A 25,322-nucleotide genomic window follows, 5' to 3' on the forward strand; every position below is an offset into this window, starting at 1 on the left:
GGCGCAGGTCCAGTCCAATTGGCGGCAAGGCAGCATGCCTTGCGGCTCATGAGTTCTCAGTGGGCTTCCGGGCGACGAGCACCTCAAGCGGAGAGAGACTCGCAATCGCGCTCGACGCGGCCGTGGTGCGGGGGATACCAATGCCGCGTCTCGTCGATCGGGCGATTTCGCCGCCCGGAACCCATGCCCTGCCCGGCTCGCGGCTCACGGCAGCGAGGTCGGGAAAGGCGTTCTTTCGCCTGGTTAGCGCAGGCTGCTAGTGGCGGCGACGTCATCCTCCGCCGAGGCGGACTGCTGGGCGGCATCGCCGGAAAGCTTCACTTTCAGATTGTCGGTCATGAACTGTGTGCCGGCGGCCACCACCACGTCGCCCTGCTTCAAACCTTCGGCAACGGCAACGCCGTCGGCGGTGAAGTTCGCCACCTTGATTGGGCGCGGATGCACCGTGTCGGACGCGCGGTCGACCGTCCAGACGATGTGCTTGCCGTCCTTCTCAGCCATGGCGGTCAGCGGGATCGACACCAGCTGCGCCTTGCTGCCGACGGTCGCCGCGACATTGGCGGTCATGCCGAGCAGCACGCGCGGATCGTTGGGCAGCGACACCCGGACCGCGAAGGTGCGCGACTGCGGATCGGCGCTGCCGGCCACCTCGCGGACCTTGCCGTCAAGGGTCAGCGCCTCGTCCGACCAGAAGCTCGCCTTGACCTCCTTGCCCGGCCGGAAGCCGGCGATGTCCATTTCCGGCACCGCGATCAGCACTTCCTTCTCGCCGTCGACGGCAACCGTCATGACCGGCGTGCCGGCGCCGACCACCTGACCGATATCGGCCGAGATGGCGGTGACGATGCCGGCCTTGCCGGCTTTGAGATCGGTGTAATGGACCTGGTTCTGCGCCTGGGCCAGGGTCGAACGGGCGGCATCGCGCGTCGCCACGGCCTGATCATAGCTCAGAACGGCCTGATCGAGCTGCGACTTAGGCGCGAAGTTCTTGGCATAGAGCTGCTCGGCGCGCTTCCTGGCGAGATCGACGGTCTCGACCTGCCGCTCGGCGGCGTCGAGGCTCGCCTCGGCGCTCTTCACCGACAGCTCGTAGTCGGAGGGGTCGACGCGGGCAAGCACATCCCCCTCGTTGACATGCTGGCCGATGTCGACGAGACGCTCGGTGACCTTGCCGGCGATGCGGAAGCCGAGATTCATCTCGGTGCGGGCGCGCACCGAACCGGAATAGTCGAGCTGGCGCGTGGTCTCGGCCTCGCCGATCTCGACGACCTTCACCGGCCGGATGACTTCCTGGACTTCCGCTTTCTTCTCTTGGCTGCAGCCGGCAAGCCCGAGCGCCGCGACAACGACGCCGACGACTGGGAGGCCGGCGGCCGGCAGCCTGCGGAGGATGGAACTGGACAAAGACACCTTAGCACTCCCGAACTGGAGATAAACGTCGACCGGCACCCGGCGGGGCAGCGGCTATTTCAAGGCTCTGATTGCATAGTCGATAAGGTCGTCCGGCATTGCCCGGTTGGTCTTGGCAAGGCACTGGGCGACCATCTGCGGATGGCACAGGATGACGGTGGAGGCGCCGAAACAGCGCGAGGCGATCACCGGGTCCTGCTTCCTGAACTCGCCGGCCTCTATGCCGTCGCGGATGACGTCGGCGAGCAGGTCGTGGATGCGGTCGACATGCTTGTCGATGACGCCCCAGTCGCGCTCGAGCGCGACGATCACCATCTCATGCACCTTCTGGTCGTCGAGCATGACTTCCAGCGTCATCTTGTACTGGGCGTGAACGTAACGGCGCAGCCGCTCCTCCGCGCTAATCGGCAGGCGCGAAATCTCGTAGGCCATCGCGTAGCTGGCGCCGAGCATGCGGCCGCAGACGGCCTGGTGGATTTCGACCTTAGAGGCGAAGAAGCGGTAGATGTTGGCCGGCGACATGCCGAGCTCGCGGGCAATGTCGGCAACGTTGGTCTTGCCGTAGCCGTAATGCCGGAACAGGCGCTCGGCACAGTCGAGAATGCGCGTCACATTCTCCTGTCTGGCGGGGTCGGCCACGATGTTGGCGGCTTCTGACATGGTGCTTTCGATTTACGAGTGACGAATTTCAATTTTCGTCACTCGTAAATCGAAAGCAGCAAAGAGTCAACGCGGAATCGATATACGCGTACAAAATGGTGACAGATGGTGACAGTTGCGAGGGGCCAATGAGCGACGTTGGCGGTTGGCCAATGACGCCCTGTGCCGTCCTCATCCTAGGGCGAAGCAAGGAGCGAAGCGACGCGCACAGACGTCGCGGCTGCTGGCGCAAACTGTCGACATCAAGGCCATGTTGGAGGGAGTGAACTACGCCCCCTTCGCCATTTCCCTCAACCTGAACTTCTGGATCTTCCCCGTAGACGTCTTCGGAATGTCGGCGAACACCACCGCCTTCGGGACCTTGAAGCGGGCGAGCAACCCACGGCAATGCTCGATGATCTCGGCCTCGGTCGCAACCTTGCCGGGCTTCAGCTCGACATAGGCGACAGGCACCTCGCCCCATTTCTCGTCTGCGCGGGCAACCACTCCGCAAGAGGCGACGGACGGGTGCTTGTAGAGCGCGTCCTCGACCTCGATGGACGAGATGTTCTCGCCGCCTGAGATGATGATGTCCTTGGAGCGGTCCTTGAGCTGGATGTAGCCGTCCGGGTGCATGACACCGAGATCGCCGGAGTGGAACCAGCCGCCGGCAAAAGCCTCGTCGGACGCCTTGCGGTTCTTCAGATAGCCTTTCATAACGATATTGCCGCGGAACATGACCTCGCCGATGGTCTGGCCGTCGGCCGGCGTCTCGACCATCGTCTCGGGGTTCATCACGGTCAACCCTTCCAGCGCGGCGTAGCGCACGCCCTGGCGCGCCTTCTTCGCTGTCCTCGGGCCCTTCTCCAACTCGTCCCACTCATTGTGCCATTCGTTGACGACGGCCGGCCCATAGGTCTCGGTCAGGCCGTAGAGATGGGTGACGGCGAAGCCGGCATCGGCCATGCCGGAAAGCACCGCCTCGGGCGGCGGCGCGGCGGCCGTGTTGAAGGTGACGGTCTGGGCAAACTGGCGCTTGTCCTCGTCTTTCGCGTTGATCAGCACCGACATAACGATCGGCGCGCCGCAAAGATGGGTAACGCGATGGTCGGCGATGGCGTCATAGATCGGCTTTGCCCGTACCCAGCGCAGGCAGACATGGGTGCCGGCCTGCACGGCGAGCGTCCAGGGAAAGCACCAGCCGTTGCAGTGGAACATCGGCAGCGTCCAGAGATAGACGGCGTGCTTGGCCATGCCCGCGTGGATGGTGTTGGTGTAGGCCATCAGGGCCGCGCCGCGATGATGGTAGACGACGCCCTTCGGATTGCCGGTCGTGCCGGAGGTGTAGTTGAGCGAGATGGCGTCCCACTCGTCGTCGGGCATCGACCATGCAAAAGCCTCGTCGCCGCCGGCGACGAAGTCCTCATAGTCGAGCGTGCCGATCCGCTGGCCCTTCGGATAGGGCGCATCGCCGGCGTAGTCGGGGTCGTCATAGTCGATGACCAATGGCTTGGCCTTGGCCGATGCCAGCGCCGCCCTGACCACGCCCGAGAACTCGCGGTCGACGATGAGCACCTTGGTGTCGGCATGGTCGAGCTGGAAGGCGATGACCGCGGCATCGAGGCGGGTGTTCAGCGAATGCAGCACCGCCTTCACCATCGGCACGCCGAAATGCGCCTCCAGCATCGGCGGCGTGTTCGACAGCATCACCGTTACCGTATCCCCCTTGCCGATGCCATGCCTCGACAGCGCCGAGGCGAGCTTCAGCGACCGCCGCCAGAAATCGCGATAAGAGATGCGCTGGCTGCCGTGGATAATGGCGACATGGTCGGGATAGGTCTTGGCCGCCCGCTCAAGGTAGGTGAGCGGCGTCAGCGGCTGGTGGTTGGCGGCGTTCCGTTCGAGATCCTGTTCGTAGGGATTGGCCATCCCATCCTCCCCAAAAGTCTTTTCAAGCTTTCTAACCGCAGGCCCGCGATCATGCCATCCCCCTGAACGACCGGGAAATGCTATGACATGAGTGCTCGGTAGAAGGGCAGCCCCGAACATGCCGGCGCCGGAGGACGAATAACCCAGCCGGCTGGATTTGACTTTTGTCGAGAGCCGTGACTAATGTCAGCCGAGGAGGCGGCATGGCGATCCGACCGGCAGAACAGCTCATCCACAAGGCCGCCTGGCTTTACTATGCGCATGGCCTTCGCCAGGACGAAGTGGCGAACCAGCTCAAGATTTCGCGCGCATCGGTCGCCATGTATCTTCGCAAGGCGCGCGAGACCGGCATCGTCAACATCTCGACCTCGACGCAGCTTTTCACCGACGATGTCATGGCGCGCAGGCTGGAGGACGCCTTCAAGCTCGACGCCGTCTGGATAGCGCCGGAAAACGCCTATGTCGCCGACCCGTCGACCGACATCGCCGTCCTGGCGGCGAGCGTCTTCCTGGAACTGGTGAGTAAGGGCGACCGCATCGGAGTCGCCTGGGGCCGCACGGTCTACACCATCGCCGACATCATGTCCTATGCCGATCTACAGGACGTCACCGTGGTGCAGCTCTGCGGCAATCTCGGCGCGCCCTATTCCTACCGACCCGATCAGTGCACGATGGAGATCGCGCGGCGGCTGAACGCCAAGGGTCTGAATTTTTACGCGCCGCTGGTGCTGTCCACGGAAGAATTGGCAGAGGGCCTGCGCGCCGAGCCGGTGATCCGCGACCAGCTTGCCGGCATCAGCGACTGCGATGTCGCGCTCTATTCCGTCGGCGCCGTGGACGCCGACAGCCATCTGGTCAAATGCGGCGCGCTGACGCCGGCCGAAATGGCCGCGCTCCGCAAGGAAGGCGCGGCCGGCGTCATCGCCGGACAGATCATCGATGCAAGCGGCGAGGCGCTCGACTGTAGCTACAACCGGCGGGTCATTTCCGCCGAGCTCGCCTCGCTGCGCGCCATCGGAAAGCGGCTGATGGTGGTGCAGGAGGACAGCAAGTTCGAGCCGCTGCTGGCCGCAATCGCCGGCGGCCTCTGCACGCATCTGGTGGTCGGCGCACATATGGCGGGGCGCCTCCTCGATCACGCCGGCGCGGTCAGCAAAAAGGCCTCGTAGGAAACCACCCTCGCCGCGTCTGTCATCAAGACGTCGCGGCTTCCTGTTCATGAGCAGACAAAATACGGAATCGGACGGAACGACATGAAGAACCTTTGGAACGACGCTGACGCGGAAAAGATGGTTGCCGACTACGCCAAGCAGGGCGTCCGCCGCGACCTTGCGCTGCGCGTCTACACGACCCGCCTGCTCGGCGGAGAGCCGCGGCTGGTGCTGCATGGCGGCGGCAATACTTCCTGCAAGACCAAGGCCACCGATCTGGTCGGTGACGAATGGGACGTGCTTTGCGTCAAGGGCAGCGGCTGGGACATGGCCGTCATCGAGCCGCAAGGCTTGCCGGCGGTGAAGATGGGCGCGCTGCTCAAGGCGCGCGCGCTGGACACGCTCTCCGACGAGGACATGGTGGCGCTGCAGCGTTCCAATCTCATCGACCCCGCCTCGCCGAATCCATCGGTCGAGACACTCCTGCACGCCTTTCTGCCGCTTAAATTCGTCGACCATACGCATTCAACCGCGATCCTTGCCATCGTCGACCAGGAGAACAGCAAGGCGCTGGTGAAGACGGTGTTCGGCGACAAAATGGGCTACGTGCCCTACATCAAACCGGGCTTCGAGCTCGCCAAGGTCGCGGCGGACGTTTTTGACGCCGACCCCAGCGTCGAAGGCCTGATCCTCGACAAGCACGGCATCTTCACCTTCGGCGACGATGCCAAGCAGGCCTATGACCGCATGATCCACTATGTGACCATCGCCGAGGACTATATCGCCAAGAACGGCAAGCCGCAGGCGACCAAGGCGGCGCTGCCGGTAAAGCTCGCCAAGGCGAGCGACATCGCGCCGACTCTGCGCGGCGCTGTCGCAGTGGCGCGCGGCGAAGGCCGCTTCGACCGCATGATCAGCGATTTCCGCACCTCGGATGCGATCGTCGATTTCATCAATTCGGCCAGGATCGCCGAGCTGGCCGGACGCGGCGTGTCGACGCCCGATCTTTCGATCCGCATCAAGACCGGACCGATGGCGGTCCCGGCTCCCGACGCCGACAAGCTCGGCGACTACAAGGCCGCCGTCCGCAGCCATGTCGAGGCTTTCGCCAAGGACTACCGCGCCTATTTCGAGACCAACGACGCGCTGGATGACGTCAAGCGCACCATGCTCGACCCGATGCCGCGGCTGACATTGGTGCCGGGCCTCGGCATGTTCGGCCACGGCCGCACGCTGAAGGACGCGAAAATCGCCTCCGATGTCGGCGAGATGTGGATCGAGGCGGTGCGCGGCGCGGAAGCCATCGGCAATTTCCAGCCGCTCTCCAAGGCCGACCTCTTCCCGCTCGAATACTGGTCATTGGAGCAGGCCAAGCTCGCCTCGAACAAGCCGAAGCCACTGACCGGCCAGGTGGCGTTGATCACCGGCGGCGCCGGGGCGATCGGCGCCGCGACGGCGAAGCTGTTCGCCGCAAACGGTGCGCATGCGGTCATCGTCGATCTCGATCCGGCCAAGGCCGCGGAAGCGGCAAAGGCGGCGGGTAACAATTCGATCGGGGTCGGCGCCGACATCACCAGCCCGGCCGAGGTGCGCGCCGCCTTCGACAAGGCGGTCGCGGTCTATGGCGGCGTCGACATCCTGGTCTCGAATGCAGGCGCGGCCTGGGAAGGCCGGATCGGCGAAATCGACGACGCGCTGCTGCGCAAGAGCTTCGAGCTCAACTTCTTCGCCCACCAGTCGGCGGCGCAGAACGCGGTGCGCATCATGCTCGAACAGGGCACGGGCGGCGTGTTGCTGTTCAACACCTCCAAGCAGGCGGTCAATCCCGGGCCGAAATTCGGCGCCTACGGCCTTCCCAAGGCGGCGACGCTGTTTTTGTCGCGCCAGTATGCCCTGGACTACGGCGCCTACGGCATCCGCTCGAACGCGGTCAACGCCGACCGCATCCGGTCCGGGCTTTTGACCGACGCCATGATTGCCAGCCGCTCGGGCGCGCGCGGTGTCTCGGAAAAGGAATACATGTCCGGCAATCTGCTCGGCCAGGAAGTGACGGCCGACGACGTGGCGCAAGCCTTCCTGCATCAGGCACTGGCCGAACGCACCACGGCCGACGTGACGACGGTGGACGGCGGCAATATTGCCGCGGCGCTGCGCTGAAGAAACAAGGAGATCTCCCTGAGCGGCCCGTCGCTTTCCCAGAACGACGGACCACTCTCTCCGTGTCGCGACCCAGGTCAGGACTGAAGCCCATTTCACGTCTGCTGGAAAACTGCTCCAACCGGTCAAAATCCGCGCAAATCTTTTGCTTATTGCTCGAACAGCTTTAAGGGGGTGCCTTGCCCCTCGCTTGCGGGACACAAAGCTGGAGCCGCTATGCAAACCAGGGAAGTGCCTTATTTCAGCCAGTGGGAATCGCCCGGCATGACTCTGCCGCTGTTGGCGGAGGGACCATCGGCTCTGCACCGCGACCCGCTGTGGCGCAATTCCGGCGCCGAAACGATTGAGGATTATGCACGCTGGGCCGTGAATGTCTGCGGCATGGCCTGCCTGGAGATGATCCTTGCCGCGCGCGGCGAAATTCATCCGACGCTTGAGCTCGCCCGCGCCTGCACGGCCTATGGCGGCTATGTCGTCAATGAAGGCGACGGTACGATCAAGGGGCTGATCTACGAGCCCTTCGTCCGGTTCGTGCGCGAACGTTTCGGCCTGTTCGCCGAGACGATGACGAATGTCGATGCGGCCACGGTGCCCGGTCTGCTTTGCAAGTGGCGCTACTTCATCGCCTCGGTTCATCCAGGCATCCGCTGGCCCGAGCGCGAGCCGCCGTCGAAAGGCGGGCATCTGGTACTGGTGACGGCCGCCTCGCCAGGCGAAATCCGCTTCCACAACCCTTCGGGACACGTCAGGCAGAGCCAGGCGGACGTCACGCTACCGCTCGCCAGTTTCGACCGCTTTTTTGCCCGGCGCGGCATCGCCGTCGGTTTCTGATCCTTGAGCATTGTCGAGATGTCGATGGCCGAAAAAAGACTGCGTATTGGCGTGCTCTTTGGCGGGCGGTCCGCCGAGCACGACGTGTCGGTGCTTTCGGCGAACAATGTCATGGGCGCGCTGGAGCCGGGGAAGTACGATGCCGTTCCGATCTTCGTCACCCGCGAAGGGCAATGGCTGCTCAGCCGCTTCGAGGACGGCGCGCTGGCGACACCGTCGAACGGAGCGGAGGTCTGTCTGGTGCCCGGCGGGCATGGCCGAATGCTGGCCGTTCCGGCCGAAGGGCCGCCTTACGAGTTGCCCGCGATCGACATTCTGTTTCCCGTCCTGCACGGTCTCCATGGCGAGGACGGCGCCGCGCAAGGACTGGCGGAGGTGGCGCGCGTGCCGCTTGCCGGCTGCGGCATTCTCGGTTCGGCCACGGCGCTCGACAAGGATATCGCCAAGCGGTTACTGAAGGCGGCCGGCCTGCCCACGGCACGGTCCAGCACCATCCTGCCCGAGGCCGCGCCTGGCTTCGCGGAGATCGAGCAGGCGCTCGGACTCCCGGTCTTCATCAAGCCGGCCCGCCAGGGCTCTTCCGTCGGCGTCAGCAAGGTCTCCGACGAAACGGGCTATCAGGCAGCGCTCGCCGAAGGCTTCAGGCACGACGGCAAGCTGCTGGCGGAGGAATTCATCCGCGGCCGCGAGATCGAATGCAGCGTGCTTGAGGACACGGAAGGTGGCCTCTTCGTCTCCCGTCCCGGCGAGATCGTGCCGTCCGAAAGCCACGGCTTCTACAGCTATGACGCCAAATATATCGATAAGGATGGAGCAGCACTTAAGGTGCCCGCCGAACTGCCCGAGACGATCGAAGGCGAGATCCGCGAGACGGCGGCGAAGGCGTTTCGCACGCTGGGTTGCGACGCGATGGCGCGCGTCGACTTCTTCGTGAGACCGGACATGACGTTCCTGATCAACGAGCTCAACACCATTCCGGGCTTCACCGACATCAGCATGTACGCCAAGGCAATGGCGGCAAGCGACATCAGCTACCCGGAAGTCATCGACCGGCTGGTGGCGCATGGGCTGGCGCGTGCCGCCCGATCTACCTGAGCGACTCCGGCAATAAGAAGAGCGGCCCGGGAGCCGCTCTTTTGCCTTCAGGCGCGTGGCCTACTTGGCGTTGGGGTTCGGCATCCAGGCCGGCATGGCGACATCGGCATGGGCGAACTGCGGCAGCTTGGCCGACAGGTCTTCCATGTTCTTGATGTCCTTGTCGATAAGTTCCTTCTGGGTGATCAGCGTCGGCGGCACGATGACGTTGTGGCCGGGATCCTCGCCGGCGAGCAGTTGCGCCAGCGCGCGCACCGAGACCTGGCCGACGACTGCCGGGTTGGTCGCGGCGGTGGCGGCCCAGGCGCTGTCCGGCTCGCGCATCGCGGCGATGTCGGACGTCGATATGTCGGCCGAGTAGATCTTGATGCCCTTGTTGAGGCCGGCTTCGTCGACGGCGATCTTCACCCCCTTGGCGAACTCGTCGTAAGGCGCGAACATCACCTTGATATCGGGATGCGCCTGCAGCACCGAGCGCGCCTGGTTGGCGACGGAATTGGCGATCGGATTGTCGAGCGTGCCGAACATGGCGACCTCGCTGATGCCGGAATGTTTCTTCTTCACGTCGACCCAGGTTTCGTTGCGGCGGTCGAGCGGGGCGATGCCGGCGACATAGACATAGCCGGCTTTCCAGGCGTCGCCATTGTCCTTGACCGCCTGTTCGAGCGCGAGGCGCGCGAGATCGCGGTCGGACTGCTCGATCTGCGGGATCTTCGGGTTCTCGACATTGACGTCGAAGGCGACGACCTTGATGCCCGCGTCGACGGCGCGCTGGGCGGCGTCCTTCATCGATTCCGTCAGGCCGTGCTGGATGATGATGCCCTGCACGCCGAGCGCGATCGCCTGGTCGACCATGTCGGCCTGGAGCGCTGCGTCCTGGCGGCTGTCCAGCACGCGCAGATCGACGCCGAGCGCCTTGGCCTGCGCCTCGACGCCGGAGAGATAGGCCTGGAAGAAGTCACCGGTGGAGAGATAGCGCACCAGCGCGATCTTGACGCCCGGCTTGTCGAATGGCGCCGGACGGTCCGCCGCCAATGCTGTGCCCTGCATGAGTAGCGCCGCGCCCGCGAGGCCGAGTGCGGCCTTCCCTAAAAGTCTCCTTGTGATGCTCACTTCGTCTTCCTCCGTTTTGTTCTCAATGCCCCGGTCGAAACTATCTCTTGCCCCTGCCGGAAAGGGCGAAGGTGAAGACAAGGGCGACGACGAGAACCGCGCCCTTGACGAAATCCTGCGTGTAGTAAGGGGCGTTCATCATCGTCAGGCCCTGCAGCAGGACGCCGACGAACACCGCGCCGACGGCCGTGCCGAAAGCGTTCGGCTTGGCGGCGCCGAGCACCGCATAGCCGATGAGCGCCGCCGCTACTGCGTCGAGCAGCAGGTTATTACCCGAGGCGATATCGCCGCGTCCAAGCCGGGCAGCGAGCAAAATCCCGCCGATCGAGGCAAAAACTCCCGAAATGACGTAGGCCCAGATCTTGTATGCCTTGACAGGCGCGCCGGCGAGTTCGGCGGCGCGTTCGTTGCTGCCGACGGCATACATCATGCGGCCGAAGCGGGTGTATTCGAGGAAGAACCAGATGAGCGCGGCGAGCACGATGAGCACCACCACCGAGACCGGGATCAGGTTCGGAATGAAGAAGTCGATGCGGTGGCGGCCGAGCGCCAGGAAGGCTTCCGAGAACTTGCCGTTGGCGACCGAGCCGTCGGGCATCGTCATGCCGGTGGCGATCGAGCGGCCTTCGGTCGGAATGCGTTGCAGGCCGAGCAGCAGGAACATCATGCCGAGCGTCGCGAGCAGATCCGGCACGCGCATGTAGACGATGAGCCAGCCATTGATGAGGCCGACGACCGCGCCGATCACGAGGCAGGCGATGACGGCGACGACGGCGTTCTGCTCCAGCACAACCATGGCATAGGAAGCCGCCATCATGGCGCTGGTGGCGACCGAGCCGATCGACAGATCGAAGCCGCCGACGACAAGTGTCGCGGTGACGCCGAGTGCCAGCACGCCGGTGATCGCGACCGACTGGAAGATGAAGACGGCGCTTTGCGGCGAGGCGAAGCCGTCGGCGGCGATCGCGAAATAGGCGATCAGCCCGACCAGCAGGATGATGAAACCATAGCGGATGGCATAGTCGCGCAATGTCATCGAACGCCCCCGCGCTGCTGCCCTCTCCGCCAAACTGGAACTCATGCCTGCACTCCAAGTCTCGTCATCCATACGATCTCACGCCGCGCTGGTGAGCGGCCCGCCGGCCACCTCAGCCAGCAGCCGATCGAGATCGATGTCATCGTTCCTGTGCTCGCCGACGATCGCGTGCTCCGACATCACCAGGATGCGGTCGGCAGTCTCCAGGGCCTCGTCGATCTCGGTGACGAAGAGCAGTGTGGCGCGGCCGTCGGCGCTCGCCCTGAGCTTGGTTGCGATGTCGCGCCGAGCCGAGATATCGACGCCCTGGAACGGCTCGTCGAGGATGAACAGGCGCGAGGCCTGCGACATCCAGCGCGCCACCATCACCTTCTGCTGGTTGCCGCCCGAAAGCGCGGAAAGCTCGTCCTTCTCGGAGCGGCAGACGATGCCGAGCTCGTCGATCTGGCGGCGTGCGGCAGCCCCTTCTGCCCGCTTCTTCATGACACCGAAGCCGGACATGCGCTTGAGAAACGGCAGGCTGATGTTGCGTTCGATGTTGAAGCCGCCGACGATGCCGCTCATCGCGCGGTCCTTGGCCACAAGGAAGGCACCGGCAGCGATCGCCTCGCGCGCGGATCCCGGTGCGTAGGGCTTGCCGTCCATATGCATGGTGCCGGCGAGCGGCCTGCGCACGCCGAACAAAGTTTCGGCGAGCGCCGTCTTGCCGACGCCGACCAGGCCGGTGATCGCCACCACCTCCCCGGCGCCGAGCGTCATCGAAATCGGTCTGGCGCCGGGCGCCAGCTGCAGGCCTTGGGCGGTGAAGACCGCGCGCGCCGAGCTTCTGGCAATGACCCGGTCGAGCAGGATCTTGCGGCCGAGCATGGCATTGACCGCGCCCTCATAGTCGAGCGGCTTCCGGTCGAACACGCCGGAGACGACGCCGTCACGGATCGAGACGATGCGGTCTGCCAAGCGCCTGATGTCGGACATGCGATGCGAGATATAGAGGATCGCGACACCCTGCCCGCGCAGCCTGTCGATCAGCGCAAACAGCCGGTCGGCCTCGGCGCTCGACAGCGAGGAGGTCGGCTCGTCGAGGATCAGCACTTTCGGCTGGTGCGCCATGGCACGGGCAATCGCGACCATCTGACGATCGGCGAGCGAGAGGTCCGCGACGCGTGCCTTAAGATCGAGCGTAAGCCCCATGCGGTCGGCTACGGCCCTGGCTTCGACGCGGACATTGGCGGGCTTGAACAGCAGCGATGCACCCTTGCCGCTCAGCCGGTCGAGGGTCAGGTTGGTGGCGACGTCGAGATCGGCGACAACGCCGTCATTGATGTTCTGATGAACGGTGACGACGCCGGCGCGGATCGCTTCTGCCGGCGAGCCGGGATCGAAGGCCTGGCCGGCGAGCCGCATCGTGCCGCCGCCGCGCGCGTAGACGCCGCTGACGATCTTGACCAGGGTGGATTTGCCGGCGCCGTTGGCGCCCATCAGCACGGTGACCTCGCCCGCATAGAGATCCAGCGCGATGCCGCCAAGCACCTCGTTCTGGCCGAAGGATTTCCTCAGGCCGCCCACACGGAACACGGCATCTGCGCCCATTCGTTCCTCCCTGATCCATGACGCTATGGGCTCACTCGGCAATTGTCAACACGATTGACAATTGCCAGTGCGCTCCCTAGCTTGGCCCGGCCGCCGTGGCTCCGTTATCGTGGGACACCACGCGCAGGAGGGAGAGGATGACCGGGAAGTTCGAAGCATTGTCGGTGGAGACGCTGCCGCAGCGCCTCGGCGAGACCACGGCGCTTACCGAGCGCATTGGCAAGGACGCCGGCCACTGGAAAGTACGCGAGGTCGGCGACGGCAATCTGAACCTCGTTTTCATCGTCGAGGGCGACCAGGGCGCGGCGGTGGTCAAGCAGGCGCTGCCCTATGTGCGCCTGGTCGGCGACAGCTGGCCGCTGCCTTTGAAGCGCGCTTTCTTCGAGTATCACGCGCTGACGAGGCAACAGCGCCGAGCGCCAGGCTCGGTGCCGGCGATCTATCATTTCGACGAGGACCAGGCGCTTATTGTCATGGAGTATCTGGCGCCGCCCTACATCATCCTGCGTCGCGCGCTGATCGACGGCCGCGAGCTGCCGAACATTGCGCGCGACATCGGCCTGTTCATGGCCCGCACGCTGTTCCGCGGCTCGGACCTCTCAATGCCGACAAAAGAGCGCAAGGCCGATCTCGCGCTGTTCGCCGACAATGTCGAGCTCTGCGACATCACCGAGAACCTGGTGTTCTCCGATCCCTATTTCGACGCCGAGATGAACCGGCACACCAGCCCGCAGCTCGACCGCCTGGTGGCCGAATTGCGCGCCGACCGCGACCTCAAGGTCGAGGCGCAGCGGCTGAAGCACCTATTCGCCGCCAATGCCGAAACACTGCTGCATGGCGACCTGCATTCCGGTTCGATCATGGTGACCGACACCGAGACCCGGATGATCGATCCGGAATTCGCCTTCTACGGCCCGATCGCCTTCGACGTCGGCATGCTGCTCGCCAATTTCTGGATGGCCTTCTTCTCGCAGCGGGGCCATGAGCAGAAAGGTAGCCGGGATTCGATGCGCGCCTACCTGCTTAAGGTCACGGCCGAGAGCTGGGCGGTGTTCCGCGCCGAGTTTTCGCATTTGTGGCGAACCGAGCGCACCGGCATCCTCTACCAGAAGAGCCTGTTCGAGGATCAGGGCGACCTGCTCGGTTCCGAACAGGCGCTCGACCACATGCTTTCCGGCATCTGGACCGACCTGCTCGGCTTCGCCGGCATCGAGGTGCACCGACGTATCCTCGGTCTCGCCCACAATGCCGATTTCGAGACCATTGCCGACGCAGACCTTCGCGCCAAATGTGAAGCAAAGGCGCTGCGCTTCGGCCGCCACATCGCCGTGAACCGGCGTCAGATCCACAGCATCGACGAGGTCAACGCATTGGCCGCGCTGGTCGAACAGGAGAAGAGCCTTTGAACGTCGGCGAACGCCACTATCGTACAATTTGGCTCAGCGACGACAAACGCTCGGTCGAGATCATCGACCAGCGCTGGCTGCCGCATGAGTTTCGCGTCGAGACGATCGGAACCGTTCCCGGCATCGCCACCGCGATCCGCGACATGTGGGTGCGCGGCGCGCCGCTGATCGGCGTCACCGCCGCCTACGGCGTCGCCATCCAGATGACCGACGATCCCTCGGACGAAGCGCTCGACGCGGCGTGGGAGACGCTGCACAAAACGCGACCGACGGCGATCAACCTGCGCTGGGCGCTGGACGAGATGCGGCGTTTTCTGAAGCCGCTGGCGCCGGGAGAGCGCGCCGAGGCCGCCTACCGGCGCGCCGCCGAGATCGCAGACGAGGATGTCGGGCTCAATCGCGCCATCGGCGAGAACGGGCTTGCCATCATCAAGGAGATCGCGGCGAAAAAGAAGCCTGGCGAGGCGGTCAACATTCTCACCCATTGCAATGCCGGTTGGCTGGCGACGGTCGACTACGGCACCGCCACGGCGCCAATCTATCTGGCGACGGAAGCCGGCATTCCGGTCCACGTCTATGTCGACGAGACCAGGCCGCGCAACCAGGGCGCCCAGCTGACCGCCTGGGAAATGGCCGGCCACGGCGTGCCGCACACGCTGATCGTCGATAACGCCGGCGGGCATCTGATGCAGCATGGCGACATCGACATGGTGATCGTCGGCACCGACCGCACGACGGCCAATGGCGACGTCTGCAACAAGATCGGCACCTATCTCAAGGCTTTAGCCGCCGCCGACAACGACGTCCCTTTCTATGTCGCGCTCCCCTCGCCCACCATCGACTGGACGGTCGCCGACGGGCTTGCGGAAATCCCGATCGAGGAGCGCGCGAGTGACGAGGTTTCGCTGGTGTGGGGTAGGACGGCCGACGGCAAGGTCGCGCAGGTGCGCGTCTCGCCCGACGCAACGCCGGCGGCAAACCCCGCCTTCGACGTGACGCCGGCTCGGCTGGTGACAGGGCTGATCACCGAGCGCGGCGTGGCGAAGGCTTCGCGCGAGGCGCTGAAGGCAATGTTTCCCGAGCGCAGCTAATCTTCGCCCGGTGCTCTCGGCCGTGCTCACGCCGCACAACTATCATGAGAGCGCCGAGCACCGCCGCTTCTCCCACGAGCATTTTTTGGTGAAGGGCAAGGAAGCGGCGAAGGCCTGCGTCGAAATCCTTGCCGCGCGCGAGCGGATCGCTGCTTAGACTCGACTCGGGCCGGATTTCAGCCCTGCAACAAGAATTGCGGCCGAAAGGGCTTCAAAAGGTTGCGGTAGGTCAGAAATCCGGCCAGAAGCAACGGGGCCGCCCGCCCGGGCCGGCCTTTTCAAACACGGGCTCGAACCAGATACGGGAGACTATTCGTTGGCTCGCATCACACTGAGACAATTGCTCGACCATGCCGCCGAACAAGGCTATGGCGTGCCTGCCTTCAACATGAACAACATGGAACAGGGCCTCGCCATCATGGAGGCGGCCGAGGAGACCAAGTCGCCGGTCATCCTCCAGGCGAGCCGCGGCGCGCGCGCCTACGCCAACGATGTGGTGCTGGCCAAGCTGATCGACGCGCTGGTCGAGATTCACCCCGACATTCCGGTCTGCATGCATCTCGACCACGGCAACAACGAAGCGACCTGCGTCACCGCCATCCAGTACGGCTTCACCTCGGTGATGATGGACGGTTCGCTGAAGGAAGACGGCAAGTCGCCGGCCGACTACGCCTATAATTCAGGCATCACGCGCCGCGTCGTCGATATGGCGCATTGGGGCGGTGTCTCGGTGGAAGGCGAGATCGGCGTGCTCGGCTCGCTGGAGAGCGGCGGCGGCGAGCAGGAGGACGGCCACGGCGTCGAAGGCGCCATCAGCCACGATCAGTTGCTTACAGACCCGGTGCAAGCCGAGCAGTTCGTGCGCGACACCCATGTCGATGCGCTGGCGGTGGCCATGGGCACCAGCCACGGCGCCTACAAATTCTCGCGCAAGCCGGATGGCGCGGTGCTGGCGATGAACGTGATCGAGGAGATCCATCGCCGCCTGCCCAACATGCATCTGGTCATGCACGGCTCGTCATCGGTGCCGGAGGAGCTGCAGGAGATCATCAACAAATATGGCGGCCAGATGAAGCCGACCTGGGGCGTGCCGGTGGAAGAGATCCAGCGCGGCATCAAGCACGGCGTGCGCAAGATCAACATCGACACCGACAACCGCATGGCGCTGACCGGCGCGATCCGCAAAGTGCTGACCGAGAACCCTTCCGAGTTCGATCCGCGCAAATATCTGACGCCGGCCATGGCGGCGATGAAGAAGCTCTGCAAGGAACGCTTCGAGCAGTTCGGCACAGCCGGCAACGCGCCGAAGATCAAGCCGATCCCGTTGTCGGAAATGGCCAAGCGTTACAAGGCCGGCAGCCTGGACCCGAAGTTCGGCTGAGCCACCTCCTCCCGCGACCGGGTTCCAGCCGGTCGCGGGAGCACGCCCGCCCTCCCACGGCACCAGTCCCGCGGAACCTCACGTCATCGGCATTGGCCAAGGAACCATCCATGGCCGAGCTTAGTTGAACTGTCCTGACGCAATGGAGGGTGCGCCGACCGGCGTCGCCGACGGGAAATGCTCGAGCCGCTCTGCTGCGACATGCCGCTTCATCCGACATGGCCGGATCTCGTTGCGCGGCTGTTGCTGACGCTGGTCGCGGGCTTCCTCATCGGCTTGAACCGCGAGGCACGCGGCCATTCCGCCGGCCTGCGGACGACCATCCTGGTCGGCCTCGCGGCGTGCGTGGCCATGGTCCAAGCCAACATGCTGCTCGACGTTGCCGGCAAGGGACCGGACTCATTCGTGCGCATGGATGTGCTGCGCTTTGCGCTCGGCGTGCTCACCGGCGTCGGCTTCATCGGCGGCGGCGCCATCCTCAGGCGCGGCGATCTCGTCACCGGAGTGACCACCGCCGCCACCATGTGGATCATGACGATGATCGGGCTGGCCTTCGGCGGCGGCCAGTTCGGCCTCGGCGCGATTGCTACAGCATTGACCCTGGTGACGCTGCAGGCCCTGAAGTGGGTCGATCTCAGGATCCCGCGCGACCATAAGGCGATCCTTGCGGTCTCATGGCCGACGCCCCGCCCGACCTCCAGGAGATGGTACGGCCGCTCGGATACGATGCCCGCTTCGTTGGCATGGAGCACGTCGCCGACCGCGACCGCTTCGTGTTTTCCTTCCAAGTCAAATGGCGGCAGCCAGATGCAGTCGAGCCGTCAACTGAGGTGCTGGCGCTGGTCGGCCAACACTGTGAGATCGAGCGGTTTGAATTGATCAGCGAGAAAGCGCCCTGATCAGCGTCGGAAGGGTGGCGAAGCTATTCGGCTGCGCTTGGCGTTTCCGAATCCGGGCGAATAAGCTTGATGTCCGCTCCCGCCGCCCAAGCGCCGATGTCCTCCCGGCGCAGCGCCGCCGCCATCATGTCGGGAAAATGGTCCGGCGTGCAGGCGAAGACCGGGACGCCCAATGCCGCGACCGAGCCGGCCATGGAAGAGTCGTAGCCGGGACGGCCCTGGTCGGTGAGCGCCAGGAGCACAACGACATTGACGCCCGACCGCACCAGCGCAGCCAGCCGACGAAGCAGTTCCTGACCGTTGCCGCCTTCGTAGAGGTCGGTGATGAGGACGAAATGCGCCTTGGTCGGCCGCTCGATGCGCTCGGCGCAATAAGCGACCGCCTGGTTGATGTCGGTTCCGCCGCCAAGCTGGACGCCGAACAGCACCTCGACCGGATCGCTGAGCTCTTCGGTCAGATCGACGATCGCGGTGTCAAAGCAGACCAGCTTGGTGCGTACGACCGGCAAGGAGGCCATCACGGCCGCGAAGATCGAGGCGTAGATGACCGAACTTGCCATCGAGCCGGACTGATCGACGCAGAGCGTCACTTCGTCGAGGTCGACCAGCCGACGCTGGCGGCGCATGAAGCCGACGAGCTTTTCCGGCACCACGGTCTTGTGGTCTGGCTGGTAGTGGCGAAGGTTCGCCGCGATCGTGCGCGGCCAGTCGATGTCGCGCTGCCGCGGCCTGTTGGTGCGCCTTGAACGGTCGAGCGCGCCGCGGATCGCCTCGGCGGTCTTCTGCTCGAGACGCTGCATCAGCTTGGCGACGATGTCGGAAATGATCGAGCGGGCAATGTCCTTGGTCTTTTCCGGCATCGCCGAGCGCAACGAGACCAGATCGGCAACGAGATTGACGTCGGCCTCGATCGCCTTGAGGAATTCCGGCTCCATCAGCATCTGCTTCAGGTTCAGGCGCTCGAAGGCGTCCTTCTGCACGACCTGGACCACCTGCTCGGGGAAGAAGGAGCGGATATCGCCCATCCATTGCGCGACGCGCGGCGCCGAACGGCCAAGCCCGCCGCGCCGCTTGCGCAGATCGCCGGCGTCGCCGCTGCCGTCGCCGTAGAGCGCATCGAGGGCTGCCGAAAGCCGCCGGTCCTCCTGCGACAGCGCCGAGGAGGACTCATCGTCGGCGCCGATCGCCAGGCGCCAACGGCGCTCCCGCGTCCCTTCGATCGGGTGAAGATCGGGTCCGACCGTTTCATCATCCATGGTTGAGCTCCCCCGTAAGCAGCTTGCCGAGGAGACCAAAATGCCGGCGCCAGGCCTCGCCGCCATCGGGTGCCGGCTTCAGTCCGGCGGGCAGGCTCGCCCTGCGGCCGAGCACGGCCTCGATCAGGCGGCGGCGCTCCATGCTGTCGAGATTGGAAAATACGCGGCGCAGCAAAGGCAGATGCGCAACGAAGGCGTCCTCGTCGAGCGATGCCAGCCAGGAATCGACGGCGCCGCGCAGCCCCTCGTCATAGATCAGCCTCTGGCCGGCGCCGCTGAAGAAGCCTTCGAAAAAGGCGGCGGCATCGATGACCGGCGTTCCGGGCGACAGCCGCTTTGCCAAAAGGCCGGCCGTGGCCTCGGCCGAGAGGTGCCCGGCCTCGTAGAGCAGATGTGCGGCGCAGCCAGCAACGAGCGCCGTCGAGCGCGATGAATCGAGCACGGCCGCAAGGCCGTTCCGCCAGGCATCCAGGACATGCTCGTCCGGTTCGACCAGCCTGATCGCCTCGTCGGCCTTGCGCAGCGCCGCCATCAGCGCTGCGGCGGCCTGCGCGTCGAGATCGCGCGCGGCGTAAGGCAGCGCGATCGCGCCTTCGATGACCAACCGCTCCAAGAGGCCGGCAAGGCGCTGCGTCTCGGTTTTGCGCGCTTCGCCATAGCGGATGATGTCGGCAAGTGGGGGCACCGACGCAAGGAGCTCCAGGCATTCGCTGCTATGCGCCGCCTTCTCCTCGAGCGCGGCGAGGCCGGCCGCGGACGCCTCGCTCAAGGCGGCGGTGATCGCGCTTTGCACCAGCGTGGCCAGAGCATCGAGCGTCGAAGCGGCGCCGATCATCTGGACAAGCCGGCCGTTGGCGGCCTTCTCGATGGTCGGTCCGTAAATCAGGTTTTCGACCAGGCGCACGGCGTATTCCGGCTGCCAGGCCAGCAGCCAGCGCTCGCGGAACGTGCCGCGGCTGCGGCCGACATCCGTCAGCCTGCCCCAGTTCACGCCGAGCACGTTCAGCCGGTGCAGAAGCGTCGAACGAAAGAGACCGCTCTCGCTGCGCAGGTCGATGGAGAGCTCGCGCTCCAGTGCTTCAGGCTTGAGCCGCGCGGCCTTTTGGTTGCGCTGCAAGTCATCGATCAGCGGCGCGAGCGGCGTGTCGGCTGGAATCTCGCCGACATCGGCGCCGAGCAGAAGCTCGGCCTCGACCATCTTCCACAGCAAGGCCTCGCCGTTGAAGAGCGCCGCGATCGAGGCCTCGCGCAGTTCCTCGAAACCCGGTTTCGGGCGCTCGCGTATGGCGGCAAGCGCCCGCGCCAGACGCTCCGCCTCGATCAGCGAGGCGGTCGAAATCATATGGCCCTTCGCCCTGAGAACCGAAGCGATCCGCGCGAGCCACAGCACCGAAGCGTCATCCTGCCCGCGCGTCTGCCACAGGTGCTTGCTCCAGCCCGGCGCGACGACACCGGCGCCATAGCCATAACCCAGCGCCAGCCGCGGTCCGGTCCATGGCGCGAAGGTCATCGTGGTCTTGTGCCGGCCGATGCCCTTGAGCAGTGCCTGGTCGATCTTTTGCGGATGCGGAGCTTGCAGGGCGGGCACATGCCACGCGCCGCAGACGACGGCTAGCGGCCCGTTGATTTCTTTGCGCGCAGCGGCGATCTCCAGCCGCATATGCGCCTCGCGCATGGTCGCGAATTTGCCAATGGACGTCTCGCCGTCGCGCAGCGTCGTCATCGCGTCGGCGATGGCCGCGAAGATCGGCCCGGGTGCGGGATTCTGCTCGATGATATCGGACCACCAGCTTTCGCCGTCCTCATAGCCGGCGGCGCGCGCCAAGGTGCCGATCGGATCAAGGATCCGCGAGCTTGCTTCGCTCTGCTCTTCGGTGGCCTCCGGTTCGTCCGCATCGGCGTCGGTCGAACCCTCGGGCCCTTGCTCGGCAAGCCGCGCGGCGGACGGCAAGTCGATGAAACGCAGCGCCGCCTTGTTGGCGACAGCCCACAGCGCCGCCTGATATTCGGGAGAGAATTCGGCGAAGGGCCAGAAGCGCGTCGCGGCGGGATCGTCCTCGGGGTAGCAAAGCAGTGCCACCGGCGGCTTCATGTCCGGGCTGGCAAGCAGAGGCAGCAAGGGCGAGGCATCCACCGGCCCCTCGATCAGCACGGCGGCCGGCTGCAATTCCTGCAACGCTCTAAGCAGGCTCGCGGCGGAGCCCGGCCCATGATGGCGAATGCCGAAATAGCTGATGCCGCCTTGCGTCATGGCTCAGATGGCCGCGTTGAGCGCCGCGTAATAACCGGCGTAGTCCGGCCGCTTCTTCAGCACCGTCTCCAGATATTCCTCCAGCACGACCTTGTCCTGGACCGGGTCCTTGACGATGGCGCCGACCAGGCTTGGCGCCAGGCCTCCGGCGTGGAGCTTGCCGCCGTCGAACCAGGCCGCCTGGCTGAGGCCGCTGATCATCGTGGCGATCGCCTCGGCGGTGGAGAGCGAGCCCGACGGCGTCTTCAGCGTCACCTTGCCGTCCGAGGTCGCGCCGGAGCGCAGCTCGCGGAAGATAGTCAGCACGCGCGCGATCTCCTCGCCGACATCTTTCGGCACCGGCAGGTCCAGTCCGCCGGCCATCTCGCCGACGCGCCGAGACACGATCGAGACCTCTTCCGCCATGTCCTCCGGCAGAGGCAGCACCACGACATTGAAACGGCGCTTCAGCGCCGAGGAGAGTTCGTTGACGCCCTTGTCGCGATTGTTCGCGGTGGCGATGATGTTGAAGCCGCGCTGCGCGTAGATCGAGGTGTTCAGCTCCGGCACCGGCATCATCTTTTCGGACAGCACGGTGATCAGCGTGTCCTGCACGTCGGAGCCCATGCGCGTCAGTTCCTCCAGGCGGCAGAGCTTGCCTTCCTGCATGGCGCGGTAGAGCGGCGTCGGCACCAGCGCCTCCTGGCTCGGCCCCTTCGCCAAGAGCTGCGCATAGTTCCAGCCGTAGCGGATCTGATTCTCGTCGGTGCCGGCCGTGCATTGCACGATCAAGGTCGAGTTTCCCATGATGGCGCCGGCGAGATGTTCGGAGACCCAGGATTTCGCCGTTCCCGGCACGCCGAGCAGGAGCAGCGCCCGGTCGGTCGCGAGCGTCGCCACCGCGGTTTCCATCAATTGCCGACGTCCTACATATTTCGGGGTGATAAGCGTGCCGTCGCTTGCCTTGCCACCCATCAGGTAAGTGAGGACGGCCTTGGGCGACAGGCTCCAGCCGGCAGGCTTCTGGCGGTCGTCGTCGCGCGCGAGCGCCTGCAGTTCGGAGGCATAGACCTGCTCGGCCGGAAGGCGGATGGCTGCGTTCATGCGATCTTCTCCGGGTTTATCATCTGTCGGATTGCGAAGGGTTTCCGGCCAGCGCCGCATTGAGCCGCAGCAGACCGAGCGAGGGGGAAGCGGGCGGCAGGCCGGCGGCGACCACCTCGTCGATCAATTTTTCCGCCGTCTCCGGATTGGCCAGAAAGCCCAGGGTCTCGAGATACTGCTCGGCGCTTCGTTTCATGACGTCGTTGTCACCCGAGACGGCGGAACGCAGCGCTGGAAGCGTCTTGCTCCTTGCGAGGTCGCTCCATTCCAGCCAGCCTGCTTCCGCGCCTTCGACCAGGTTGAGCGCGGCCAGATTTTGCCCATCATCCAGGATCTGCCTGATCAGGACACGCTTCCTGCCGTTGTCCAAGCGCGACATGAGCTGGAGGACGAGAAGCGCCAGCCTGCCGCCGGCGGCGACAAGGAAATCCGCCAAACAGGCGACCGCCGCATCGCTGCCGGACACCGCGATCATTCGAACGAGAAAGAGATCGGCACCCTCATCGACGCCGAACTGCCATGCGCCAATGAAATCGGGCTCAGTCTTGCCGAATTGGGCGACGAGATCGCCGAAGTAACAGGACGCGAACAGGTCGGCGCGACGCGACTGTTGCGCAGGCGACTTGGGTTTTATCGGCGTGTAGGTGGTGCGGCGGCGGATGAAGCCGGATTTGCCTTCCTCAATGAAAGCGGCGAGCTCGGCTATCGGATCTTTCGACACGCCATCCGCTGGATCGCTACGTTCACCCAACCTTGCCAGGAGCCGGCCGGCCGTTTCGCGCACCTTGCCTGAGCGATCGGCGGACAGGCTCTTTAGAAATGGAATGTCATCGGCACTCAAGCCGAAGCGCATCAGCTCCACCAACGCAAGCCTGACCTCCGCCGGCTCGCTCGCTCCCTTGGTCTCAATCAACGTCCGCGCCAAGACAGGCATGGTGCGCCGTAATTCGACCAAAGCTGTACGGCGCGCGGCAGGATAAAAATCATCCCAGGTTTCAGCGGTGAGTTGTCCTCGTCGAGACTGCCTGTCGCCATCCGCGCCTGCTTGCCAGTCGACCCAGGGAGCATAGATATCTGGGCTTTCCTGATCCGACGCAGCAGGCATCCAATCCATCGGATGCAGCACGAAGCCTCGGCTGGCGACGAGTGTGGCCACGCGGGTCTTGAGCCTCGCATCAGCGGCGTATTTCAATGCGGCACGCAGCAACGGTCGCAGCCAATCAGGAAGCATCGGCAGCGCGAGCATCGGCAGCGGCGGACGGCGTTTCAAGGTTTTGGGCGCCGCCGGCCGAAGCGCGACATCCAGCGCCTGCGCGGCGATCGCCAAGAGCCGACGTTCCTGCTCGTCCGAGCTGGAGGCAGCCGCGAACTCCTTCCATTCGGCGGGCGCCAATTCGAAAGCGGCGCCGCCCGAAATCCAGTTGTCGCGAAGCCTCGCCAGCCCTGCCTGCTCGAGCTCGTTCATGAGAGATTGAGCCTCCCGATGCTGCTTTGTGAGGCCAGAAGCTCGAGCCTGGCGCCGTTCCACAGTGCTGCCGTGACTGTCAGATCGAGGCCAAGCAAGGTCTGGTTGACGGAGCCGGCGACTGGCAGGGCGATGCCATGCGAATCGTTCGCCGCCTGCCACCAGGCGCCATCCTTCTCGTCCAGCGCGATCGCGCCCGCCGGCAGGAGGATCGGACAGTCGGACAGCCACGGCGCGCCGTCCTGGAAAGCTGCATAGGCGGCCAGCGGATCGCCGGCAGCGTTCGGAGCAAAATCGGGCCAATTGCCGGGCGACGCATCGCCCAGGCGTTCTGCGACCAGTGCGCGAAGCGGAATTCGGGATGGATAGAACACCAGCCTCGCCTTGAAGCGATCCCCCGGCGCGAAGGCGCCGGAGCGGCGCCCGGCCGAGGCCGGGAAGAAGTCCAGGAGGACGGCAAATCGTGGGATTGGGCTTTTCAGATCGAGCAGCCAGGTCGCGTGGCTGACCAGGCCGTCGCGACGGGCCTCGATCTTCTCACCCAGCACCTCCCAGTCGCTCTCGACCTTGACGGCATCCGGATTGGCAAGGATCTGGTCGCGTGTTTCGGATGTCGAGACCAGGCGCTTCAGCTCGGCATCGTCGGGCGCGGCACGCCAGGCCTTGGCGAGCAGCACCAGCTTACCCAGCTCTCGGATAGCGGCGTCCGGCCGCTCTTCGCTGCGCAGCGCCATCAGTTTCGCGGGCAGCTCGTCGATACGCCCGGCCAAAGCGGTCGCCTTGAGGTCTACAAGCCGCGCCGCGATGCGGCGGCAGCGCTCGCTGCTGGCGTCGACAAAACCGGCAAGGCCGAGCCGAAGCTGGTCGGCAACCCACTGATCCAATTCGTCGAGCGCTGCCGACACGGCACTTCGCGCGTCCTCGGCGCGCTTGCGCTGCGCCGCCTCGCGGCGCTCGGCGGCCGCGGCGTCTTCTACGGCAGCGCTTTGCTCGGGCCGCAACGCCTCGTCGATGCTTTTGCTTTCCGCGCTTGCCGGCGCCGGCGTCGGCGGCTGGCCCGGCTTGCGGCGCCGCCCGAGCCAGTCATTGACCCATTCCGGCGTCTGGTCGACCCGATCGAAGCTGGCGGCCGCGGTGGCGCCGATCCACATCAGCCCCAGTATGTGCTTGCACGGAAATTTTCGCGATGGACAGGTGCATTTGTAGCCGTGGTCGCGGGTATCGAATGCGACGCGGTAGGGATTCGACCCCGAGCCCTGGCATTCGCCCCAGATGAGGCCCACCTGTTCGTTTGTCTCGAGGCGGGGCCAGTTCGACCGCTTGGTCAGCTTGGCGGCGGCGCCGAGTGAAGCCTGGTCGGGCGCGAGCGCCTCGATTGTTTTCAAATCCAGCTGCAAGCCGCTCCCTCATGACCCCCGAAGCATGATATCGCGACGATAGATACCTGTTTGCGGCGCGCTGGTGTAGCTCCAGCCGCTGAAAAGTTGACGCCCTGTCTAACGTTGCGTTGCCCTGTTCATCGTCAGGCGCGCGAACCCA

General features: G+C 65.0%; 19 protein-coding genes and 1 pseudogene. 9 read left to right on the plus strand and 11 right to left on the minus strand.

What is annotated here, in order from left to right; translation table 11 throughout:
- Nucleotides 1-243 precede the first annotated feature (243 nt).
- The 3 genes from P9217_RS05765 to P9217_RS05775 all read right to left on the minus strand — a co-directional run bounded on the left by P9217_RS05765 (nucleotide 244) and on the right by P9217_RS05775 (nucleotide 3,978).
- Nucleotides 244-1,410 (minus strand): efflux RND transporter periplasmic adaptor subunit, encoded by a 1,167-nt coding sequence (locus P9217_RS05765; RefSeq protein WP_278086446.1) that lies wholly within the window; start codon nucleotides 1,408-1,410, stop codon nucleotides 244-246.
- A gap of 54 nt (nucleotides 1,411-1,464) precedes the next feature.
- A complete protein-coding gene (locus tag P9217_RS05770) occupies nucleotides 1,465-2,070 on the minus strand; it encodes a TetR family transcriptional regulator (protein ID WP_066988962.1) in 606 nt (201 codons plus the stop codon).
- Nucleotides 2,071-2,337: 267 nt separating this feature from the next.
- Nucleotides 2,338-3,978: an acyl-CoA synthetase gene (locus tag P9217_RS05775; protein ID WP_127325032.1), complete on the minus strand. Its 1,641-nt coding sequence runs from the start codon at nucleotides 3,976-3,978 to the stop codon at nucleotides 2,338-2,340.
- Nucleotides 3,979-4,181: 203 nt separating this feature from the next.
- Between P9217_RS05775 and P9217_RS05780 the strand changes: the two genes are divergently transcribed.
- The 4 genes from P9217_RS05780 to P9217_RS05795 all read left to right on the plus strand — a co-directional run bounded on the left by P9217_RS05780 (nucleotide 4,182) and on the right by P9217_RS05795 (nucleotide 9,212).
- Nucleotides 4,182-5,147 carry a sugar-binding transcriptional regulator gene (locus P9217_RS05780; protein ID WP_278086445.1) on the plus strand — a complete coding sequence of 322 codons (966 nt, stop codon included), beginning with the start codon at nucleotides 4,182-4,184 and terminating at the stop codon, nucleotides 5,145-5,147.
- Between the two features lie 84 nt (nucleotides 5,148-5,231).
- Nucleotides 5,232-7,286, plus strand: a complete 2,055-nt coding sequence (locus P9217_RS05785; protein ID WP_127216824.1) for a bifunctional aldolase/short-chain dehydrogenase — start codon at nucleotides 5,232-5,234, stop codon at nucleotides 7,284-7,286.
- A 216-nt stretch (nucleotides 7,287-7,502) separates the two neighbouring features.
- On the plus strand, nucleotides 7,503-8,117 hold the full coding sequence (locus P9217_RS05790) for a hypothetical protein (protein ID WP_278086444.1): 615 nt from the start codon (nucleotides 7,503-7,505) through the stop codon (nucleotides 8,115-8,117).
- An 18-nt stretch (nucleotides 8,118-8,135) separates the two neighbouring features.
- Nucleotides 8,136-9,212: a D-alanine--D-alanine ligase family protein gene (locus P9217_RS05795; protein WP_278086949.1), complete on the plus strand. Its 1,077-nt coding sequence runs from the start codon at nucleotides 8,136-8,138 to the stop codon at nucleotides 9,210-9,212.
- A 60-nt stretch (nucleotides 9,213-9,272) separates the two neighbouring features.
- Here P9217_RS05795 and P9217_RS05800 read toward each other — a convergent pair whose 3' ends face one another.
- The 3 genes from P9217_RS05800 to P9217_RS05810 form a co-directional block, all read right to left on the minus strand.
- Nucleotides 9,273-10,325, minus strand: coding sequence for a substrate-binding domain-containing protein (locus P9217_RS05800; protein ID WP_066988974.1), 1,053 nt, complete (start codon nucleotides 10,323-10,325; stop codon nucleotides 9,273-9,275).
- A gap of 40 nt (nucleotides 10,326-10,365) precedes the next feature.
- Entirely contained in the window at nucleotides 10,366-11,361 is a 996-nt protein-coding gene (locus tag P9217_RS05805; RefSeq protein ID WP_067327737.1) for an ABC transporter permease, read from the minus strand.
- A gap of 78 nt (nucleotides 11,362-11,439) precedes the next feature.
- Entirely contained in the window at nucleotides 11,440-12,951 is a 1,512-nt protein-coding gene (locus tag P9217_RS05810) for a sugar ABC transporter ATP-binding protein (RefSeq protein WP_278086443.1), read from the minus strand.
- Nucleotides 12,952-13,088: 137 nt separating this feature from the next.
- Here P9217_RS05810 and mtnK point away from each other — a divergent pair, with 137 nt between their 5' ends.
- The 5 genes and pseudogenes from mtnK to P9217_RS05835 all read left to right on the plus strand — a co-directional run bounded on the left by mtnK (nucleotide 13,089) and on the right by P9217_RS05835 (nucleotide 17,708).
- Entirely contained in the window at nucleotides 13,089-14,357 is a 1,269-nt protein-coding gene (gene mtnK, locus P9217_RS05815; RefSeq protein ID WP_278086442.1) for an S-methyl-5-thioribose kinase, read from the plus strand.
- The gene (mtnA, locus tag P9217_RS05820; protein ID WP_127214206.1) at nucleotides 14,354-15,448 is read left to right on the plus strand and encodes an S-methyl-5-thioribose-1-phosphate isomerase; all 1,095 of its coding nucleotides are present in this window, start codon (nucleotides 14,354-14,356) and stop codon (nucleotides 15,446-15,448) included. The genes mtnK and mtnA overlap by 4 nt, the downstream gene beginning before the upstream one ends.
- A gap of 7 nt (nucleotides 15,449-15,455) precedes the next feature.
- Nucleotides 15,456-15,605 (plus strand): annotated as a pseudogene (locus tag P9217_RS05825) (6,7-dimethyl-8-ribityllumazine synthase); the annotation flags it as partial.
- 159 nt (nucleotides 15,606-15,764) lie between these two features.
- Nucleotides 15,765-16,829: a class II fructose-bisphosphate aldolase gene (gene fba / locus P9217_RS05830; protein ID WP_067327727.1), complete on the plus strand. Its 1,065-nt coding sequence runs from the start codon at nucleotides 15,765-15,767 to the stop codon at nucleotides 16,827-16,829.
- A gap of 177 nt (nucleotides 16,830-17,006) precedes the next feature.
- On the plus strand, nucleotides 17,007-17,708 hold the full coding sequence (locus P9217_RS05835) for an MgtC/SapB family protein (protein WP_278086441.1): 702 nt from the start codon (nucleotides 17,007-17,009) through the stop codon (nucleotides 17,706-17,708).
- 43 nt (nucleotides 17,709-17,751) lie between these two features.
- On the opposite strand, the gene P9217_RS05840 is transcribed toward P9217_RS05835, so the two are convergent.
- Genes P9217_RS05840 through P9217_RS05860 form a run of 5 tightly spaced genes read right to left on the minus strand, consistent with a single transcriptional unit; the run spans nucleotide 17,752 to nucleotide 25,168 of the window.
- Nucleotides 17,752-18,984, minus strand: a complete 1,233-nt coding sequence (locus P9217_RS05840; RefSeq protein WP_278086440.1) for a VWA domain-containing protein — start codon at nucleotides 18,982-18,984, stop codon at nucleotides 17,752-17,754.
- Complete coding sequence (locus P9217_RS05845) at nucleotides 18,977-21,235, minus strand: DUF5682 family protein (RefSeq protein ID WP_278086439.1); 2,259 nt, start codon at nucleotides 21,233-21,235, stop codon at nucleotides 18,977-18,979. Before P9217_RS05845 ends, P9217_RS05840 begins: the two co-directional genes overlap by 8 nt.
- A 3-nt stretch (nucleotides 21,236-21,238) precedes the next feature.
- Nucleotides 21,239-22,318: an AAA family ATPase gene (locus P9217_RS05850; protein WP_278086438.1), complete on the minus strand. Its 1,080-nt coding sequence runs from the start codon at nucleotides 22,316-22,318 to the stop codon at nucleotides 21,239-21,241.
- A gap of 19 nt (nucleotides 22,319-22,337) precedes the next feature.
- The gene (locus P9217_RS05855; protein ID WP_278086437.1) at nucleotides 22,338-23,783 is read right to left on the minus strand and encodes a DUF5691 domain-containing protein; all 1,446 of its coding nucleotides are present in this window, start codon (nucleotides 23,781-23,783) and stop codon (nucleotides 22,338-22,340) included.
- Entirely contained in the window at nucleotides 23,780-25,168 is a 1,389-nt protein-coding gene (locus tag P9217_RS05860) for an SWIM zinc finger family protein (protein ID WP_278088274.1), read from the minus strand. The genes P9217_RS05855 and P9217_RS05860 overlap by 4 nt, the downstream gene beginning before the upstream one ends.
- Nucleotides 25,169-25,322 lie beyond the last annotated feature (154 nt).

The sequence above is a fragment of the Mesorhizobium sp. WSM4989 genome, from assembly GCF_029625795.1.
Taxonomy (GTDB): domain Bacteria; phylum Pseudomonadota; class Alphaproteobacteria; order Rhizobiales; family Rhizobiaceae; genus Mesorhizobium.